18 protein-coding genes and 1 riboswitch are annotated in these 18450 nt (G+C 66.4%); of the genes, 13 read left to right on the top strand and 5 right to left on the bottom strand.

Annotated features, from left to right (window positions below; all coding sequences use genetic code 11):
* Nucleotides 1-12: 12 nt before the first annotated feature.
* Nucleotides 13-780: an extracellular solute-binding protein gene (locus WBB14_RS19180; RefSeq protein WP_424241238.1), complete on the bottom strand. Its 768-nt coding sequence runs from the start codon at nucleotides 778-780 to the stop codon at nucleotides 13-15.
* Between the two features lie 298 nt (nucleotides 781-1078).
* Here WBB14_RS19180 and WBB14_RS19175 point away from each other — a divergent pair, with 298 nt between their 5' ends.
* The 6 genes from WBB14_RS19175 to WBB14_RS19150 all read left to right on the top strand — a co-directional run bounded on the left by WBB14_RS19175 (nucleotide 1079) and on the right by WBB14_RS19150 (nucleotide 7773).
* Nucleotides 1079-1906, top strand: a complete 828-nt coding sequence (locus WBB14_RS19175) for a lysozyme inhibitor LprI family protein (protein ID WP_424241237.1) — start codon at nucleotides 1079-1081, stop codon at nucleotides 1904-1906.
* A gap of 350 nt (nucleotides 1907-2256) precedes the next feature.
* Complete coding sequence (locus WBB14_RS19170; RefSeq protein WP_424241236.1) at nucleotides 2257-3069, top strand: DUF4377 domain-containing protein; 813 nt, start codon at nucleotides 2257-2259, stop codon at nucleotides 3067-3069.
* 132 nt (nucleotides 3070-3201) lie between these two features.
* Complete coding sequence (locus WBB14_RS19165; protein WP_424241235.1) at nucleotides 3202-3708, top strand: sigma-70 family RNA polymerase sigma factor; 507 nt, start codon at nucleotides 3202-3204, stop codon at nucleotides 3706-3708.
* Entirely contained in the window at nucleotides 3705-4688 is a 984-nt protein-coding gene (locus tag WBB14_RS19160) for a FecR domain-containing protein (protein ID WP_424241234.1), read from the top strand. The genes WBB14_RS19165 and WBB14_RS19160 overlap by 4 nt, the downstream gene beginning before the upstream one ends.
* A gap of 66 nt (nucleotides 4689-4754) precedes the next feature.
* Nucleotides 4755-7193, top strand: a complete 2439-nt coding sequence (locus WBB14_RS19155; protein WP_424241233.1) for a TonB-dependent siderophore receptor — start codon at nucleotides 4755-4757, stop codon at nucleotides 7191-7193.
* A 136-nt stretch (nucleotides 7194-7329) separates the two neighbouring features.
* Nucleotides 7330-7773 carry a CopD family copper resistance protein gene (locus tag WBB14_RS19150; protein WP_424241232.1) on the top strand — a complete coding sequence of 148 codons (444 nt, stop codon included), beginning with the start codon at nucleotides 7330-7332 and terminating at the stop codon, nucleotides 7771-7773.
* Nucleotides 7774-7827: 54 nt separating this feature from the next.
* Here WBB14_RS19150 and WBB14_RS19145 read toward each other — a convergent pair whose 3' ends face one another.
* Nucleotides 7828-8277 (bottom strand): DUF6389 family protein, encoded by a 450-nt coding sequence (locus WBB14_RS19145; protein WP_424241231.1) that lies wholly within the window; start codon nucleotides 8275-8277, stop codon nucleotides 7828-7830.
* A 122-nt stretch (nucleotides 8278-8399) separates the two neighbouring features.
* A riboswitch (yybP-ykoY riboswitch) is annotated at nucleotides 8400-8590 on the top strand.
* Between the two features lie 6 nt (nucleotides 8591-8596).
* Here WBB14_RS19145 and mntP point away from each other — a divergent pair.
* The gene (mntP, locus tag WBB14_RS19140) at nucleotides 8597-9169 is read left to right on the top strand and encodes a manganese efflux pump MntP (RefSeq protein ID WP_424241230.1); all 573 of its coding nucleotides are present in this window, start codon (nucleotides 8597-8599) and stop codon (nucleotides 9167-9169) included.
* Between the two features lie 72 nt (nucleotides 9170-9241).
* Here the strand turns inward: mntP and WBB14_RS19135 are convergent, their stop codons facing one another.
* Entirely contained in the window at nucleotides 9242-9877 is a 636-nt protein-coding gene (locus WBB14_RS19135; protein WP_424241229.1) for a DUF1971 domain-containing protein, read from the bottom strand.
* A gap of 201 nt (nucleotides 9878-10078) precedes the next feature.
* Complete coding sequence (locus WBB14_RS19130; RefSeq protein WP_332015561.1) at nucleotides 10079-10798, bottom strand: Crp/Fnr family transcriptional regulator; 720 nt, start codon at nucleotides 10796-10798, stop codon at nucleotides 10079-10081.
* A 61-nt stretch (nucleotides 10799-10859) separates the two neighbouring features.
* On the opposite strand from WBB14_RS19130, the gene WBB14_RS19125 reads away from it, so the two are divergent.
* From WBB14_RS19125 to WBB14_RS19105, 5 genes are read left to right on the top strand one after another with little or no spacing between them, the layout of a single operon-like run.
* The gene (locus WBB14_RS19125) at nucleotides 10860-11864 is read left to right on the top strand and encodes an ABC transporter substrate-binding protein (protein WP_424241228.1); all 1005 of its coding nucleotides are present in this window, start codon (nucleotides 10860-10862) and stop codon (nucleotides 11862-11864) included.
* A gap of 11 nt (nucleotides 11865-11875) precedes the next feature.
* Entirely contained in the window at nucleotides 11876-12670 is a 795-nt protein-coding gene (locus WBB14_RS19120) for an ABC transporter permease (protein WP_424241227.1), read from the top strand.
* Nucleotides 12663-13382 (top strand): ATP-binding cassette domain-containing protein, encoded by a 720-nt coding sequence (locus WBB14_RS19115; RefSeq protein WP_424241226.1) that lies wholly within the window; start codon nucleotides 12663-12665, stop codon nucleotides 13380-13382. Before WBB14_RS19120 ends, WBB14_RS19115 begins: the two co-directional genes overlap by 8 nt.
* Nucleotides 13383-13430: 48 nt before the next feature.
* The gene (locus WBB14_RS19110; protein WP_424241225.1) at nucleotides 13431-13874 is read left to right on the top strand and encodes a CopD family copper resistance protein; all 444 of its coding nucleotides are present in this window, start codon (nucleotides 13431-13433) and stop codon (nucleotides 13872-13874) included.
* Between the two features lie 34 nt (nucleotides 13875-13908).
* Nucleotides 13909-16047 (top strand): TonB-dependent receptor family protein, encoded by a 2139-nt coding sequence (locus WBB14_RS19105; RefSeq protein ID WP_424241224.1) that lies wholly within the window; start codon nucleotides 13909-13911, stop codon nucleotides 16045-16047.
* 8 nt (nucleotides 16048-16055) lie between these two features.
* Here WBB14_RS19105 and WBB14_RS19100 read toward each other — a convergent pair whose 3' ends face one another.
* Nucleotides 16056-17006: a LysR substrate-binding domain-containing protein gene (locus tag WBB14_RS19100; protein WP_424241223.1), complete on the bottom strand. Its 951-nt coding sequence runs from the start codon at nucleotides 17004-17006 to the stop codon at nucleotides 16056-16058.
* Between the two features lie 91 nt (nucleotides 17007-17097).
* Here WBB14_RS19100 and WBB14_RS19095 point away from each other — a divergent pair, with 91 nt between their 5' ends.
* Nucleotides 17098-18414 carry a D-serine ammonia-lyase gene (locus WBB14_RS19095; RefSeq protein WP_424241222.1) on the top strand — a complete coding sequence of 439 codons (1317 nt, stop codon included), beginning with the start codon at nucleotides 17098-17100 and terminating at the stop codon, nucleotides 18412-18414.
* The last annotated feature ends 36 nt before the right edge of the window (nucleotides 18415-18450 follow it).

Here is an 18450-nt window from a genome sequence, read left to right as displayed (position 1 = left end):
GGCTGATGCAACTCAATCGGTCTTCCAACCCCACTTCTTGAAGATCGCGCGGCCTTCCGGCGCGGTCAGGAAGTCGACAAAGGCCTGCGCCTGCGGCTTGCCTTTTCCTTGCTTGGTGACGACGGCGCCTGCATCCCGATAGATGCGGTAGGGCTCTTCCACCTCGACCACGCTGGCCAGGTCGGGGTTCGATACCTGCCAGATGTTCCAGATCAGCCAGGCGTCTATGGTCTTGTCCTCGGTCCATTGGCTGCGTGCCTGGGCGCTGTTGCCGGCTTCCGGCAGCACCAGGTTGGCGCGGAAGGCGCGCACGGTTCCAATGTCGCCAAGCCGGCCCGCCACGTCTTCCCACAGGCCGGTTTGGCCCGCGCCGGATACGGCCATGACCTTGATCCCCGGCTTGAGCAGGTCTTTGAAGCCCTTGATGGCCTTGGGATTGCCCGGGCGCACCAGGATGGCCGAGGGCCGCAGGTACAGCGTGCGGGCCTCGCGCAGTTCGAACACGCCCGGAAGCGCCGATGCGAAGCCGCTCATCATGTTTTCGGCGCCGCTGTAGATCACATCGGCGTCCTGTTTGGCCTTGTCGGCCCAGGCGGGCGTCGGGCCCGCGGTGACGGCGACGTCGATGCCGTGGAGCTTGCCGAACGCCGCGGCGGCTTCCTTCATCGCGGGGGCGGGGCCGCCGGGGCCGTACACGTTCAGGCTCGGAGCGGCCCAGGCGCTGCCGGCCGCGGTGCAGGCCAGCGCAAGGCCGCAGGCAAACGATCTGATCGACTTCATATCAAGACTTCCATTTCTGCGCGGACCGACGCCGGGCATCCGGCGCGATCGGCTGGTTGAACGGTGGCGCGCCGCGTCGTCTCTTACGCGGCTTGCCACCGAGTAGACGAGTTGGGGAAGCGGAATATTCCAACAGGCCTGCAATCCGCCGCCGCCGTTGCAGAGCGTTGAACTCTGTTGCCAGTCTGTTAAAAAGTCCCGTGCAAAATTGCAGCCTTGCTGTCGCCTGGCGATGGCAGACCACATGGTCTGCACGCATCGGGATGCTGTGCAGCGCATTCTCAAAGAGCAACGTCACATGAAATCTGGAATCTCCGCGGGTCGTTTGTTGTGCGTGGCCAGCCTCTGCGCGCTTGCCGCGCCCGCCTACGCGATCGATTGCGCCAAGGCCGCCAGCGCCGTGGAAAAGCTGATCTGCTCGGACCGGAACACGGTATCGGCGGACGCCGAACTGAACCGCGCCTATGCCGCGATACTGAAGCAGGCGCCCGATGGCGACATCCGCGCCATGCTGGCGCACAACCAGAAACGCTGGATCGCGGCGCGCGACGAGGCGCTCGCGAACCTGATCGAGGATCCGGGCGCGGTTCCCGGCGGCAAGACGGTCGCCGCATTCGCCCGCGAGCTGATCCGCGACCGCACGGCCGAACTCAAGGCCGCGCGCAAGGGCGCTTCGTCGCCGGAGTTGATCAGCCGCGCGCTCAGCCAGAAGCAGTTCCAGGCGCAATTCACTGGCGGCGCGTACGCCGGCTACTCGACTTCATGCGACTTCTTGCCGGGCGAACATGCCTACTACGGCTGCTTCGCGACGCGGCATTACCAGCACAAGGACCGCATCTGTTCCGTCGACGAGTACTGGGCCACGGGCAGCGTCTATACCAAGCGCTATGTCGCCAACGTGGTGGACGGCAAGCCCCAACTGGCGGCGTCATGCTCCTTCAGCAACTCGGACGAGGCATGCTCCGATACCGCGGGCGAGACAAAATGGAACATGAAGCCGCAACCGCGGGACTTTTCCTATCCCGCCAAGCCGCTGCCCAAGATCGATGGAGAGATCGTTGGCGACGACGATTACGAATGGGCCCGGGCGTGCCTGACCAGTGCGGCGTATCCGCAAGCCAACTAAGCCCGAATAGGCCTCGCAAGTGGGGCAACCCGGGTGTTGGCGAGATTTCATGCTGATTTCTGCACATTGCCGGCAGGAAGGGTGGCTGTTGGCAATACTTGCAGTATTTTGCGGGTAATGTTTCCTGTTGTAAGTTTTGGGTGAGGGCTGGGGACACTCGCCTGCGGGCCGCGGCCGCGTATGTCGCAGGAGAGGGAATCCGGTCATGCGAGCATCCTCCCTCGCGCTTTTCAGGCCGGATCTGCGGCAAGATTTTGAAACCGACTGGATGGCGCTGAGTCCAAAACGTCCATTCTGCGAACGTAGAATCCCGCTTTTCATCAGTGCCATCCGGCTGACAGGAACGAATCATGAAGAAAACCATCCTCCTTGCGTCCGTATGCGCCGCGCTGCTGCAAGCTTGCGCTCCGACCTCCTCTCCCCGTGAAGGATCGTCCTCCATGCCCAATACCGCCACCTCGCCCGCCAGCTCCGACGTGAATCTGCCCGCCTACTATTGGCGCCTGGCTTCCGCCACCGACGCGGCAGGCAAGCCCATCGCCGCGCTCCAGGCCGGCGTCGAACACCAGCTGCGCCTGTCGTTCTCGCAGGATGCCCTGAACATCCGCGGCGGCTGCAATGCGCAGTTCGGCGGCTACACCTACAAGAATGGCGTGCTGCAAGTGGCCAATCTCGCCTCCACGATGAAGGCCTGCGAGCAAAGCCTGATGCGCCTGGACGCCGAAATCGGCCAGCGCATGAAGGGCGAGCTGCGCGCCACGCTCAGTGGACATGCCTCCGAACCCGGACTGGAGCTGGTCGCGCAGGACGGCAGCGTCCTGAAATTCGTCGGCGAACCCACGCCCGAGACCCTGTACGGCAGCGCCGGCGAAATCATGTTCCTGGAAGTCGCCGCGAAGAAGACCGAGTGCAGCCATCCGCTGATTCCCAACTATCAGTGCCTGATGGTGCGTGAGCGCCGCTACAACGAAGCCGGCGTGCAACAGCCGACCAAGGACAAGTGGCATCCGCTGTATCAGTCCATCGAAGGCTTCCAGCACCAGGACGGCGTGCGCACCGTGCTGCGCGTGAAGCGCTACGACTGGAAGAATCCGCCTGCGGACGCGCCCAAGCAGGTGTATGTACTGGACATGGTGGTGGAGCAGGACGCGTCCAAGAAGTAAGACGCCAGCTTCCCTCCTGAATCTCCCGATTGCGCCCGGCCCCTGGATACAGCGGCCGGGCGCAGTCATTTCACCCGGCGCGGGCACAATATTGTAAATTATAGTTATTCTCATTTATAACCGTGCGTCTTCATGGCCGCCTCCGACCCCTCTCCGCGGCATCCCCTGCACGCGCTGTACCAGGAACATCAAGGCTGGCTGCAGGGCTGGCTGCGTAAAAAGTTGGGATGCGCCTTCGACGCCGCCGACCTGGTGCACGACACCTATCTGCGCGTGCTGGCCCGCCGAGAACCGGGCGACATCCGCGAGCCGCGTTCCTATCTGGCGACCATCGCGCACGGCCTCATGGTCAACCACCTGCGGCGCAGGGACCTCGAACGCGCCTACCTGGAAACGCTGGCGCACTTGCCGGAAGCGCAGTCGCCGTCGCCCGAGTCGCGCGCCTTGGCGCTGGAAGCCTTGTGCGAGATCGATGCCATGCTGGACGGCTTGCCCGTCGCGGTGCGGCGCGCATTCCTGCTTTGCCAGCTTGAAGGCCTGACGCACGCGGACATCGCCCAGGCGCTGGGCGTGTCGGTGGGCTCGGTACGGCAGTACATCGCGCGCGCCTTGCGCCAATGCCTGGAGTTCGCGCCGTGAGCGCCAGCGAGGCAGGGCGCATCGACCCGCAAGCGCTGGACGGCGCGGTGGAGTGGTTTCTGCGGCTGACCGCGGGCGCCGTCAGCCAGGCGGACCGGGACGCATGGCAGGCCTGGCGCCAGGCGGATCCCGAACACGAGCGCGCCTGGCTGCGCACCGAAGCCCTGACGCGCCGTTTCGAGGCGCTGCCCAAGGGCATGCTGCCGGTGCTGGGGCGGCCGCGCTCATCCGCCCGCCGGGCAGCGTTGGGCAAGCTGTTGGTGTTGATCGGCGCCGGGGGGGCGATCGGCTATGTCCAGGTCGATGAAGCCTGGCGCGGCTGGGTGGCGCAGTACCGCACGCCGGTCGGCGCGCGGCGCGAGGTGCTGCTGGCGGACCATAGCCGCATCGTGCTCAATGCCGCCACGGCCATGGACGTCCTGTTCGATGCCCAGCAGCGGCTGATCGCGCTGCACGGCGGCGAAATCCTGATTGAAACGTCCCCAGACCCGCAGCAGCTTGCGCGGCCCTTTATCGTGCGTACCCGCGAAGGCAGCATCACCGCGCTGGGCACGCGCTTCGTGGTCAGGCGCGACGACGGCATATCGGCGGTGCAGGTGCTGGAAGGGGCCGTGCGCGTGGCGTTGCCTGGCGCACCCGCGGATGCGGCGCGCATCGTGCCGGCGGGCATGGGCTTGCGTTTTACCGGCGGGCATATCGACAGCGCCGAGGCGCTGGCCGGCGATCCTTCCGCCTGGCAGCGCGGCATGCTGCAAGTCGACGGCATGCCATTGAATGAATTTCTGCGCGAACTCCAACGCTACCGCACTGGCTGGATCGATTGCGCGCCCGAAGTGGCGCACCTGCCCATATCCGGCGCCTTCCCGCTGGGCGAATCCGACCGGGTGCTGGCCACGGTGGCGGACACCCTGCAACTCGGCCTGCGCTATCGCACCCGCTACTGGGTGTCGCTGGTGCCGCGCGGCGAGACTATTTTGTAACGGCGACTAGCACTTTGCGCGTCTTATCTGGCTACGAGGGTAAGACCAACATCTGGAGTGCATGTCATGCCCCCTCAGTTCCCCCTGTTGCGCGCAAGCGTCTCCCTCCCTGCACTGCTCGCGGCAGGCGCTTTCGCACTGCCGCTGGCAGGGGTGATGGCGCCCGCCCATGCGCAGGCGCCCGCCGGGCAGGTCAGCGTGGCCATCGAGCCCGGACCGCTCAGCGCGGCGCTTTCGGCCTACGCCGCCCAGGCCGGCGTCCTGCTGTCGTTCGATCCCGCCCTGACGCGCGACCTGCAATCGCCCGGACTGCGCGGCAGCTATGGCTTCGAGGACGGGCTGCGCCAGTTGTTGGCCGGCAGCGGCCTGGAGCCGGCGCGCCGCGCCGACGGCGGCTATACCCTGCGCAAACTGCCGCAGAGCGAGGTCACGGCCTTGCCCGCCGTGACCGTCACCGGCGCGGGCGAGGAAGGTCCCTCCGAGGGCACGGGCTCCTACACCGTCCCGGCGACCAGCGCCGCCACCCGCATGCCGCTGTCGCTGCGCGAAACCCCGCAATCCATCAGTGTCGTTACGCGGCAACAGATGGACGACCAGAACCTGAACACGCTGGACGAGGTGCTGCGGCAGACGCCCGGGATCGCCGTCGACCGTCTGGATGAACGCGTGCAGTTCACTTCGCGCGGCTTCGCGTTGAACACCATGCTCGATGGCGTGCCCACGCTGTCGTTCAAAACGCCGTCCGCCGAAGCGGGCATGATCAACACCGCCATCTACGACCGGGTGGAAGTCGTGCGCGGCGCCGCGGGCCTGCTCAACGGCGTGGGCGAGCCCGGCGGTTCGGTGAACCTGGTGCGCAAGCGCCCCACGTCGGAATTCGCCGGCCATGTGACCGCCGGCGTCGGCCGCTGGAACAGCTACAACGCCGAGGTGGATCTGGGCGGTCCGCTGAACAGCGCCGGCACGCTGCGCGGCAGGGTGGTCGCCGCACGCACAGCGGGCGACAGCTTCATCGACTACAAGAAGCGGTCCGACGATGTCTTCTACGGCATTCTTGAAGCCGACATCCTGCCGGGCACCACGGTCAGCCTCGGCTACGAACATCAGAAGACCGCTATCGACGGCGCCAACTTCGGCCAGGCGCCGCTGTTCTACAGCGACGGCACGCGCACCAATCTTCCCCGATCCTTCAACCCCGTGACGCCCTGGAGCCAATGGGACATGTACACGGACCGGATATTCGCCACGCTGGATCACCGCTTCAACAGCGGGTGGCACATCAAAATGGATGCGAGCCGCTTGAAGAACGAAAGACGGGCGGCCTGGGGTTATCTGCTGGCATACCGGCCCATAGATCCGTCCGGCGCCTCCACCATCGAATTGCGCGACAACCCGGCAAACTCGACCAACAAATCCTTCGATGTCTACGCCGAAGGGCCATTCCAGGCGTTTGGCAGGGAGCACCGCGCGGTATTGGGAATGAGCTACAACCGCTACACCAGCGAACTCAATCTGAACTCGGCAAATCCCGCCGGCTGGGACCGCCGTCCCGTGAATTTCTACGAACTGCGCGACGTCCCCAGGCCGTCCATGCCCTATACCTTCTTCAACACCTTCCTGGACGCGAAGGAAACCGCCATCTACGGTTCGGCGCGGCTGAAGGTGGCAGACCCGGTGTCGGTGATACTTGGCGCCCGCACCACCTGGTACGAGGAAAACTCATCGTCCTACAACGGCCCCGCCAATCTCTGGACCACCAACCCCACCGCCAAGGAGAACGGCGTCTTCACGCCCTATGCCGGCCTGGTCGTGGACGTAACCAAGGACTTCTCCGCCTACGCCAGCTATACCCGGATCTTCATTCCCACCACGTCGCGGGACGCCAGCAATGTCGTGCTGCCTCCCCAGACCGGGCAGAACTATGAAATCGGCCTGAAGGGCGAACACCTGGACGGCAAGCTGAATTCCAGCTTCGCGATATTCCGCACCCAGGAAGAAAACGTCGCGGTCGAAGACCCGTCGAGCCCGCCGCTGCCGGACGGCAGCACACCCTACCGCGCGGTCAAGGGCGCGCGCAGCAAGGGTTTCGAGCTGACCTTGGCCGGCGAAGTGGCGCCCGGCTTGCAGCTGATGGGCGGCTACACCTACTTTGCCAAGCGCGACGCCGAAGGCGGCTTGCTGTTGCCCAGCACGCCGCAGCGGCTGTTCCGCCTCGCCGCCAGCTACAGGCTGCCGGGCGAGTGGAACAAGCTTACGGTCGGCGGCAACGTCAGCTACCAGAGCGGCATCTATTACGACGAAGCCAGCGGCCTGGGCCGCGCCAGCCAGGGCGGCGTCACCCTGTTCGGCTTGATGGCGCGCTATGAGTTCAACAAGCACGTCGCCGCTTCGATCAATGTGGAAAACCTCACCGACAAGTACTACTACAGCGGCCTGGGGGGCTACAACGGCTACAACTACGGAACGCCCCGGAACGTCTGGATGAAGGTGAGCTACAAGTTCTGATCGGGGTTGCGGGGGCGGTGAGGATCAGGCGTAGGTCGCGCGCCCAGCGCCAGCAGGGGGAGTTTGATGTTTGTCATGTGGCAGCGAACGGCGCGGATGAGACAATCCCGATTGCTGGTCATTCCCATACGCAGCCATGAACACCTACCCTTTGCTGCTCATCCTGCACCTGCTCGCCGCCTTCGTCTTCGTCGGCACCGTCACCTTCGAGGTGCTGTTCCTGGAGCCCGTGCACAAGCGCCTGCCGCCCGAGGTGCGCCGCGCGCTGGGCAGTCAGCTGGCGCCGCGGGTGCGTGCCGTGCTGCCGTGGTCGGTCGTGGCGCTGTACCTGGCCGGCCTGGGGCTGGCCTGGCAGTATCGCAGCGCGCTCGCCGATCCGTTCGCCTCGTCCTTCGGCATGCTGCTGTCGCTGAAGATCGCGCTGGCCTTGAGCGTGCTGGTCCATGTCGCGACCGCCCTGACGCTGGCGCGGCGGCAGCGCCTGACGGGGACGTTGAGCCGACGCATGCATGTCAGCGTGTTCTGCCACATGGTGCTTATCGTGGTGCTGGCCAAGGCGATGTTCTACCTGACCTGGTGAGCGCGGTTCGCTCAAGCGACGGGCCGCAGCGCCCTACAGGATCGTGCCGAGCAGCTATGCCGGCAACACCAGCGGCTCGCGCGTTCCGTAGCCTTCTTCCCCATACACCAACCCGGGCAGCGGCGAACGGCCCTGGCCGCTGGCGGCCCACAGTTCCGCCACCCATTGCATCGCCGTGTCGACGATGACGTCCTGCACGTTGAAGCCGGCTTCGTCCGACCCGAACAGCGGCACCTCGGGTTCGATGCCGTCTTCCGTATGGCGGACGTTGAATAGATAGCGGTGGCCTTCGATGGCCTTGTTGAGAACGAACAGATCCGGGCCGTCCAGGCTGGCCACCACGGAAAACGTGCCTTCGCCGTCCTGGTCGGGAAATACCACGAATTGGATCTCGCGCGCCTTGGGCGGCAGGGCGGCGATTAGCCCCGCCAGTGTGGCGCTGGCCGCCGCGCCATGGGCGCGCAGGATGCGCAGCAGTTCGGTTGCGTATTCGGTTTGGGTCACGGGTGCATCCACGTCATTTCAGCCGCTGTGAAATCGGCGTCACCAAGCCTGTACCTGCGTGGCGCTCGAAATTCTCGGGAAATGCAGGTGTAACACACGCGTCGGCAGGCTCTGCTAGACTGCCTTTACTCTTTGGGGAGTAGCCTCTTTGCAGCCCGGCCGGGTTCGGCCGTTTGCGCAAGGGCTTGCGTCAACATTCTTGGCTTTCTTGGCCATGGCGCAAGCGGCATCCATGCTTGGCGAGACCACGGATTTTTCGCGCGACGCTGGGCGGCGCGGAAGACCCGTGCCGTTTCCGCCCAGTTGGATCTTTCCTCAAATGAATGCCATCGCCATCATCGTTCTCGCGTTCGCCATGTCCACGGACGCCTTCGCCGCGGCCATCAGCAAAGGCGCCGCGCTGCATAAACCCCGATTTCCGGAAGCCCTGCGCACCGGGCTGATCTTCGGTGTGATCGAAGCCATCACGCCAGTGATAGGCTGGGCGCTGGGCTCCGTTGCGGCCAAGTACGTGGTTGCCTGGGACCATTGGATCGCCTTCGCGATGCTCTGTATCCTGGGCTTGCTCATGATACGCAACGGCCTCAAGCAGGACGACGAAGACGCCGCGCCCGTCACTCGCCATTCCTTCTGGCTCCTGGCAGCAACCGGCCTGGCCACCAGCATCGACGCCATGGCCGTCGGCGTGGGCCTGGCATTTGTGGACGTGAACATCATGGTGGCGGCCATCGCCATCGGCCTGGCCACCACCTTGATGGTGACCTTGGGCGTCATGCTGGGGCGGGTGCTGGGCAGCGTCGCGGGCAAACGGGCCGAGATCCTGGGCGGGATTGCGCTGATGGGAATAGGGGCGGCGATTCTATATGAGCATCTCAGCGTTGCAGCCAGCTGAAGTCGCGGCGGCTCGCCGGTACCTGGGGAAGGCTGCGCCGTGGCGTGACGGCGCAGCCTTTGGCGATCCCGGTCAGGCTGCGTCTTCCGGACCCTCGGCGCGGCAGAACGTGATCTGAAAGCTGCCCGGTAGTTCGAACGCTACATGGTGCCGCACCTGCGGCTCTATCAAGACTTGCTGTCCGGCCGTCAGCACCACTTCAGCGTGCGGCGGATCATCCAGCGTGAAGCGCAGTACGCCGGCGTGCACCTTCAACAAGCCCCAGGTGCCGGCCTTGGTCGTGTGCGCCGCGCGCAAGCCGGCCGGCAGGTTTTCGGGCGTGAACACCGGACTGTCGCGGTAGGGCCGCACGCCTTCAGGCAGCGAGTCGGGCAGGCTCGGCAGATCTTGGCGCTGCTGCCACACGCTCCACAGCTTGGCCGCGATGCGTTCGGCCATGGCGTCGGCCTGGGCTTGCAAGGCCGGCCGGCCGAGCCCGGCGGTGACTCCATGGAACAAGGCCAGCCAGCGCTGGAATAGCGGCCAGGAAAGATCCGGGATGCGCGCGTGCGCGGGAATCGGCGCGCCCTTGAAGCGGCGCGTGCCTAGCAGCAGCGCCGACCAGAAGTCGCACAACAACTCCAGATGCTGGTCCCAGTCCGCCACGCGGGAGTTGAATATCGGACCCAGCGTTTCGTCCTGGCGCACTTGCGCGTAGAAGCGGTGCACCAGTTGCCGGATGTCTGCTTCGGTTATCGGAGGGGCAGCCGGGACAGATGCAAGGGGAGGAGCGGATTCGGACATGGGAGCAGGGGAGAGGGCCTGCCTGCATTGTCCGACGCGCACCGCCGTGGCGCCGATGACGAAAGTCATTGGCGTTGCGGCTGGAATCATCGCAGGCCACTACGCGGCGCCGGCCCAGCCCAGCCGTCAGAACGGTCGCTTCGCCGTCGTCGCCAGCCTGGCCAGGGGCGCCGAGTCGTGCACCGCCCATTGGCGGCGCTTGCCGCTGATGTAGCCCTGCGTCTGCCAGTCGTTGAGCAGGCGACTCAAGGTTTCGGCGCGGATGCCCAGGTGAGCGGCAAGTTGGCGCTGGTTCAGCGGCAGCGTCAGCGCGGCGCCCTGGCGCTCGTGCAGGCCCATGAGGTAATTGGCCAGCCGCTCGGGCGCCGAGCTGGAAGTCATCCAGTCGACTTTGTTCACCTGGTCGTACAGGCTCTTGCTGAGCGCGGCCAGCAGCTTGAGCGCCAGATCCGGCCAGCGGCGGCAAGCATCGTGCAGCTGCCGGCGACCCAGGCGCCAGCCCAGCAGCGCGCTGCGGGCGCGAGCCTGCATGGGGTAGCGGCCATGCGGCATGAACATGGCCGCCTCTGCCATCAACTGGCCCGGCTCGAAGACGCGGAACACGCGTTCGTCGCCGTTGTAGCTGTAGCGCATGACCTCGGCCTGGCCGCTTTCTATCAGCACGTAGCTGGAGGCTTCGTCGCCTTCGCCGAACAGGATCTGTCCCGCCTCGGCGCGCAGCGGACTGGCGCCGCGCAGCAGGTCGGCCGCGACCTCCTGATCCATGCCAGGCGGCAGTCCTTGCAGCAGCGGATGTCTTGCCAGCAGCGCGGCCACGGCCGCGCCGGCCAGATTGATATTTGTCATTCTGGGTCTTTCAGTGTGAATGGGAGAATCTTAAACGATAACAATTCTTATTTGAAACTCAATGAATGACTTGCACATGCGCCGCCGCTTCTGCGCGGCTGCCTTGGGATCCGTCCTGTTGCCCGCGGCCGGCGTCCTGCGCGCGGCGTCGCCGGACCGCCGCGCCGCCCTGACGCTGGCAGGCCCCGGCGCCGTGGTCAGCTATCCCCTGATGCACATGGCGGCCACCGGCGCCTTGGCGGATCACGCCGGACAGTTGCGCTTCCGCCTGTGGCAGACGCCGGACCAGTTGCGCACGCTGCTGGTGAACGGCGAGCTGGATTTCAGCGCCGCTCCCAGCACGCTGCCGGCCTTGCTGCACAACCGCGGCATGCCTGTGCGCCTGTTGAATATCTCCGTATGGGGCATTCTGTGGCTGGTCAGCCGCGATCCCGCGGTGCGCACCTTCGACGATCTGGCCGGTCGCGAACTGGTGGTGCCGTTTCAGCGCGATCTGCCTGCCGTGCTGCTGGATACCCTGTTGGAAGCGCATGCCGCGCGCGGTCTGGCGCCGGTCGCCTTGCGCCGCACCCGCGACGGACAGGACGCCATCGCGCTGATGCTCAATGGCCAGGCAGGGCAGGCGCTGCTGGTCGAACCCATGGCCTCGCTGCTGTTGTGGCGGGCCGAACAGACTGCAGGGGCGCCGGCGCTGTATCGCGGCCAAAGCCTGGAACAGGCCTGGAGCGCCGCCTTTCCCGCGCAGCCCACGCTGCCGCAGGCCGGCGTCATGGCCGCGGCCGGCGTGGCGGGCGATGCAGCCTTGTGCGGCGCCGTGGACCAGGCCTACGCTGCTTCCGCGCGCTGGTGCGTAGAGCATCCCGCCGACTGCGCCGCGCTGGTGCGCGAGCATCTGCCGCATCTGCCCCTGGCGGCGATCGAGACCGCCATTCGCGGCACGCGCCTGCAAAGCCGCAGCGCGCGCGACGCGCGCCCCGAGCTGGAGGCGCTGTACCGCCTGCTGGCCAGCCGTTTCCCGCAAGCCATCGGGGGCGGCCTGCCGCCCGCCGGCTTCTACGGACCATGAGGGCCGGTCCGATGAGCACGTACTCCAAAGGTCACGTCCTCGGCATGCCTGCGCGCACCTCGCGCGCCTGGAGCGCGGTTGGCGTGCTGCTGTTGTTGTTGGCGTGGCACGTGGCTGCGCGCCAGCTCGGTCCGCTGCTCATGGCCACGCCATGGGAAGCGTTGCGCGCCGTCGTTCCGCTGGTGAGCAGCCCGCAGTTCTTCGCCAACGCAGGCGTCAGCCTGATGCGCATCGGCATAGGGGTGCTGGCGGGCGCGTCCATCGGCTTCGCGCTGGGCGTATTGGCCGGACACAGCGCGCGCCTGCGCGGCCTGATCGAACCGCTGCGCTGGCTGCTGATGGCCATGCCGCCGGTGGTCGTCGTGGTGCTGGCCATGCTGTGGTTCGGCCTGGGGTCGCCCATGGTGATCTTCATTACCACGCTGATGATGGCGCCCGGCATGTATGTCAACACGGTCAAGGGCATGCTGCACGTGGACCGCAAGCTGATCGAGATGACCCATGTCTATCGCTACGGTCCCTGGCTGCGCCTGCGCCATTTGTATCTGCCGGCCCTCAGCGCGCCGCTGTTGGCAGCCCTGCTGATCGCCGCCTGCGGCGGCGTGCGGCTGGTGGTCATGGCCGAAGTGCTGGGCGCGGAGAATGGCGTGGGCTACGCGTTGGCCAACGCCCGCAGCACTTTCGACACCGCCGAACTGTTCGCCTGGGTCCTGCTGATCCTGGGCCTGGTGGCCTTGCTGGAATTCGCCTTCCTGCAACCCTTGCAGCGCCGGCTGGGCCGCTGGATGGAGCCCAGCCATGCTTGAGATGCAATCGTTGTCGCTGCGCTACGGCGCGCAGGCCGTGCTGCAGGACGTGAACCTGCGCTTGCGCCCCGGCGAACGGTTGGGGCTGATCGGTCCCAGCGGCGCAGGCAAGAGCAGCCTGCTGCGCCTGGCGGCCGGCCTGGTCCGGCCCAGCGGCGGAACCTTGCGCAACGGCTTCCGCCATCCCGTGCTGATGTTCCAGGAACCCCGGCTGTTGCCGTGGCGGCACGCGCTGGACAACGTCGCCTTGCCACTGCGCGGGGCCGGACATGCGCCGGCCCGGGCACGCGCCCTGGCTGCGCAATGGCTGGCTCGGGTGGGGCTGGATGCCGCCATGCAGTCCTGGCCGGGCGAGCTGTCCGGCGGCATGGCGCAGCGCGTCGCGCTGGCCCGCGCCCTGGCGCTGGCGCCAGACCTGCTGATGCTGGACGAACCCTTCAGCGCGCTGGACCCGGCGTTGCGCCGCCAGCTCGCCGCGTGCTGCGGCGAGGAGCTGGCCCGCAGCGGCGCGGCTTTGCTGTGCATCAGCCACGACCCCGGAGAACTGCTGGGGCTGGTCGACCGTTGCGTCATGGTGCATCAGGGCAGCGTCACGCCCATTGCCCTGGACAGTCAGGCGGAGTCCTCCGGCAGCAGTACGCCGGGCGGCGTTCCCATAGCCGAGGCGGAGCGCCTGCGCGAGCTGCTGTTGGCGGCCGGCGGGCAGCCCTGAGGCACATGCGCCCGACCCTATTCCCTGTTTTCCGATAGCGGACTCTCCATGAATACCTATCCCATTCTGCTCGTCTTGCACTTGTTCGCCGCCTTCGTCTTCGTCGGCACCGTGACCTTCGAGGTGCTGTTCCTGGAGCCTGTGCAAAAGCGTCTGCCTGCCGACGTGCGCCGCGCGCTGGGGGGCCAGCTCGGCCCGCGCGTGCGCGCCGTGGTGCCCTGGGCGGTAGCCGCGTTGTACCTGGCTGGCCTGGGCATGGCCTGGCAGTACCGCGGCGCACTCGCCAGCCCCGGCAGCTCGTCCTTCGGCCTGCTGCTGTCGATCAAGATCGCGCTGGCCGCCAGCGTGCTGGTCCACGTGGTCACGGCCATGACGCTGGCGCGGCGCCAGCGCCTGCACAGCGCGCTGCGCAGGCGCGTGCACATCAGCGTCTTCTGTCACATGGTCGGCATCGTCTTGCTGGCCAAAGCCATGTTCCATCTGTCCTGGTAACCCAGCCCATTCAGCTCTACGCGGAAGCATTCCCATGACGTCCCCCGTCCTGCGCCAACTGGCGTCCAGCCTCACTCTCAGCGCCCTCGGCCTGTCCACCGCCCTTGCCCAGGAAGCCGGCCAGCTCCGCGTGGCCCCGGCCAGCCAGGCCGTGCCCTCGCTGGCGCCCGTGGTCGTATCCGGACTATCCCTGACGCGCGCCCTCGACCCCGGCCCGCAGCAGGCCGAGGCCGAACTGCAGACCGTGCCCGGCGGCACCAATCTGGCCCAGCCGCAGCAGGAAGTACGCCTGATTACGCTGCGCGACGCGCTGGACTACCAGCCCGGCGTCATCGTGCAGGAATTCTTCGGCGGGCTGGACCAGCCGCGCCTGAACATCCGCGGTTCGGGCATCCAGAGCAATCCCTTGAGCCGCGGCATCCTGCTGATGCAGGACAGCCTGCCGCTCAACGATGCCGACGGCTCCTTCATCATCAGCCTGCTTGAACCGCGCAACGCCGGCCTGGTCACGGTGCGGCGCGGCGCCAACGCGCTGTCGCCGGGCGCGACCACGCTGGGCGGGGAGGTCGATTTCCAGTCCCTCACCGGCACCCAGAGCGACGTCATCCGCCTGGGAACCGGCAGCTTCGGCACCCGCAATCTCACGCTATCCAAGGGCTTTGAAGGCGAGCGCATGGATGGCCGCTTCAGTTTCGGCTATGACAAGTCCGACGGCTACCGCCACCATTCCTCATCCGAGCGTTCAAGCTTCCAGGGCAACCTGGGCTTTCGCCGCGGCACCTTTGAAAACCGCACGTATCTGTCCTACACGGACCTCAAGTTCGATATTCCCCAGCCCGTGCCCAAGGCCCGCATGCTTCAGGATCCGCGCAGCGTGCTTGGCGACGGCAATACGCCGCTGGACCTGGCCAACAACGTCTACAAGCGCGATCCGCACCGCGACACCAGCCAGTTCCGCATCGCCAACCGCAGCTATTGGGGCACGGACGCGCTCAACCAGACCGCGGGCATCTATTGGCAGCGCACCAACGATGACTTCACCAATCCCCAGGTCGCCAACGTCACGGACGGCGATACCTACGGCCTGGTTTGGCAATTGGCCGGCAAGGCCGGCAACGTGGATTACCGCGTCGCGCTCGACTGGCAGCGCAGCGACATGGACCGCGACCTCTACGCCATACGCCCCGCCGACGGCCGCCGCCTGCAACGCTTCGGCGCCTATGACCTCAAGGCCGAGAACCGCAGCGCGCTGGTCGGCCTGGATTGGCATGTGACCGAACAGTTGAGCCTGGTCGGCGACCTCAAGTACACCCAGGCCGTGCGCGACGCGCGCGAACGCAACAGCGGCAAGACCCTGGATCAGGACTGGAACTACGCCACGCCGCGCCTGGGCATTATCTGGCAGCCTGCCGCCGCACAGCGCTGGTACGCCAACATCAGCCGCAGCAACGAAGCCCCCACCTTCTGGGAAATCGTCAATGGCGAAGTGCCGGCGCCCATGAACCCGGCCACCGCGGTCACGTCCATGAGCAAGCTCGACCTGCAGCGCGCGCTTACCTATGAAGTCGGTGGAGACGGCACGGTCCTCGTCGCTGGCCGCGACCTGAACTGGACCGTGTCCCTGTACCGCAGCAACGTCGAAGACGAACTCATGTCCGTCACCAACGCCAACGGCACGCCGGCGGGCACCTACAACTACGCCGGCCGCACCCGCCACCAGGGCATCGAAGCCGGCATTAACGGCAGCCTGCCCGCGCCCGGCGACGGCCTGTTCGACTACCGCATCGCATATACCTTCAGCGACTTCCGTTTCCGCAGCGGCGAGTACCAGGGCAACCGCATCGCCGGCGTGCCGCGCCACCTGCTCAGCGCGGAGGTGATGTACCGCATGGGCGGCTGGCGTTTCGGCCCCAATCTGCGCTGGCTGATGAGCGACACCGAAACCAACCACGCCAACGCGCCGGGCACGCAGCAGAACGCCTATGCCTTGCTGGGCTTCAAGGTCGCCTACGAGCACGATGCGCACTGGAGCGGGTATCTGCAGGCCGACAACCTGACGGACAAGACCTATGCCAGCAGCTACGCCATCCGCAATACGGCCACGCCCGCGATGCCGATCTTCCTGCCCGGCAACGGCAGGTCGTTCAGCGCAGGCGTGGCGTATCGCTTCTGAGCGGAAAGCTACCCGCGCGCGCGCCCGATCAGCGCCGAGCGCGCGTCGTCGAAGTTGCGGCACTCGGATTTGAGCCAGTCGGAAAAGATCCGGGTGCGCCGCTCTTCAGGCCGGCGCGACAGCAGCACATAACGCGCCGGCGCGGGCGCGTGCTTGCCGAACACGTCGACCAGCCGTCCGCTGCGGATCTCGTCGTAGACCATCGCGCTGCGCCCGATAGCCACGCCCTGATGATTCAGCGCGGCGCCGATGGCAAGGCTGGCCAGGTTGAACTGCGGTCCCTCCAGGTGGCGGATCCAGCCCGGCCGGTGCGCCTGCATCCAGGTGCGCCACTCGATGAACTCCGCGGCCCCGACCCAAGGCGAGGCGTCGTGCAGGAACTCGACCCCATCGATGGACTTGCCGGCGCGAAACGCCGGGTGCGCCGCCAGGTATTCGGGCGTCGCGACTACCAGCAGATATTCGTCCAGCAAGGCGTCGGCCTGCAAATGGCTGTAGTGCGCCGGGTCATAGCGGATGGCGATGTCTATGTCTTCTTCCTCCATCAGCTTGCGGTCCAGCAGCTGGAACTCCGCCTTCAGCCGCACCGACACGTCCGGCTGCAAGCGATGGAATTCCGTCAGGCGCGGCATCAGCCATTGCAGCGCGAAGGACGGCAGGCAATTGACCTGCAGCGCGGACGCCGGCAGGCCCAGCCGCTCGATTTCCTGCTGGATATCGCCTAGCGCGCGGCTGACCGTCGCGAATAGCGTTTCGCCCTTGGATGTGAACTTCAGCCCGCGCTGCTGGCGCACGAACAGCAGGTAGCCCAGGCGGTCTTCCAACTGACGGATCTGTTGGCTTACCGCGCTTTGCGTGAGGTTCATGGCCGCCGCCGCCCGGGTGAAGCTGAGATGGCGGCCAGCCATGTCAAAGCAGCGCAGGGCGCCCAGCAGCGTGGAATCGAAATGGACTGGCATAAGTCATGCTAATGGCTGAATTAGAAATCATCGCTATTCTTGCACGCCTGCGGAATCTACGATTTGCGCCGAACCATCAACCTGCAAGTCCATGATGACCGCCGATTTCGATCCCCTGCTATTAGAAAATCTTCAATCAAGAACGCCTTTGCTATGGCTCAACCCCGCACGGGGCGGGCCGTTGCCCGAATCGGCGCCACCGCTGGACCTGATCGACCAGGCGGAAAGCCGCCTGGCGCGTTGCGCACCGCTGCTGGCCGCGCTGTTTCCCGAGCTTGCCGCCTCGGGCGGGCGTATCGAGTCCCGGCTGATGGCCGCCAAGCCGCTGCAACAGGCGCTGGGCGGCGCCGCCGCGTCGGGCAGCTGGTATCTCAAACGTGATGACGAGCTGCCCGTCGCCGGATCCATCAAGGCGCGGGGCGGCTTTCACGAGGTGCTGGCCATTGCCGAATCCATTGCGCTGGAGCATGGCCTGCTCGTGGACGTGGCGACGGACCGGCGCGTCCTGGCGACGCCGCGGGCCCGCGCTTTGTTCAGCCAGTATGCCGTGACCGTGGGCAGCACCGGCAACCTGGGCATGAGCATCGGCGTCATGGCAGCCGCGCTGGGGTTCGATGCCGTGGTCCATATGTCCGCCGATGCGAAGGAATGGAAGAAAGACCGGCTGCGCAAGCGCGGCGTGCGCGTGGTGGAACACGCTGGCGACTACGCCGAGGCGGTCGCGGCCGGGCGGGCGCAAGCGCTGGCCGCGCCGCGCAGCCATTTCGTCGACGACGAGCAATCCGAACTGCTGTTCTTCGGCTATGCCGCCGCAGCCCGCGGATTGGCCAGGCAATTGGCCGAAGCGGGCCGCGTGGTCGACGCCGGACACCCGCTGTTCGTATACATCCCTTGCGGGGTGGGCGGCGCGCCCGGCGGCATCAGCCATGGCCTGAAGGCTTTGTTCGGGTCTCACGTGCATTGCTTCTTCGCCGAGCCTGTCGCGTCGCCTTGCTTTCTGGTGCAGCTTGCGTCGGAAGCGAACGGCCCCGTGTCGGTGTACGACATCGGCCTGGACAACCGCACCGAGGCCGACGGCCTGGCTGTCGGCCAGGCATCGGAACTGGTGGCATCGTTGATGCGGTCCCAGCTCGGCGGCGTCTTCACCGTATCGGATGACGAGCTCTACCTGAACCTGCTTGCGCTCCAGGACACCCTGGGCGTCGAGGTCGAACCTTCGGCCGCCGCCGCGGTTTCGGGGCCGGGCTGGCTTGACGGCTCAGCCGCCGGGCGAGCCTATGCGCGGGACATCGACATGTCCGGAGCCACCCACGTGATCTGGGCCACCGGCGGATCGCTGGTGCCCCCTGAAGCGCTGCGCGGCTTCCAGGACCACGCCAGGCAGGTCAGCCAGCGTCGCGCGGCCTGAGCCGCAGCAGTCAAAAAACCAAATACCGAGGAGAAA

Source organism: Achromobacter sp., from assembly GCF_049647645.1.
In the GTDB taxonomy this organism is placed as follows: Bacteria; Pseudomonadota; Gammaproteobacteria; order Burkholderiales; family Burkholderiaceae_B; genus Achromobacter.
The sequence above is the reverse complement of the archived record's forward strand: the minus strand, read 5'-3'. Positions and strand labels throughout refer to the sequence as shown.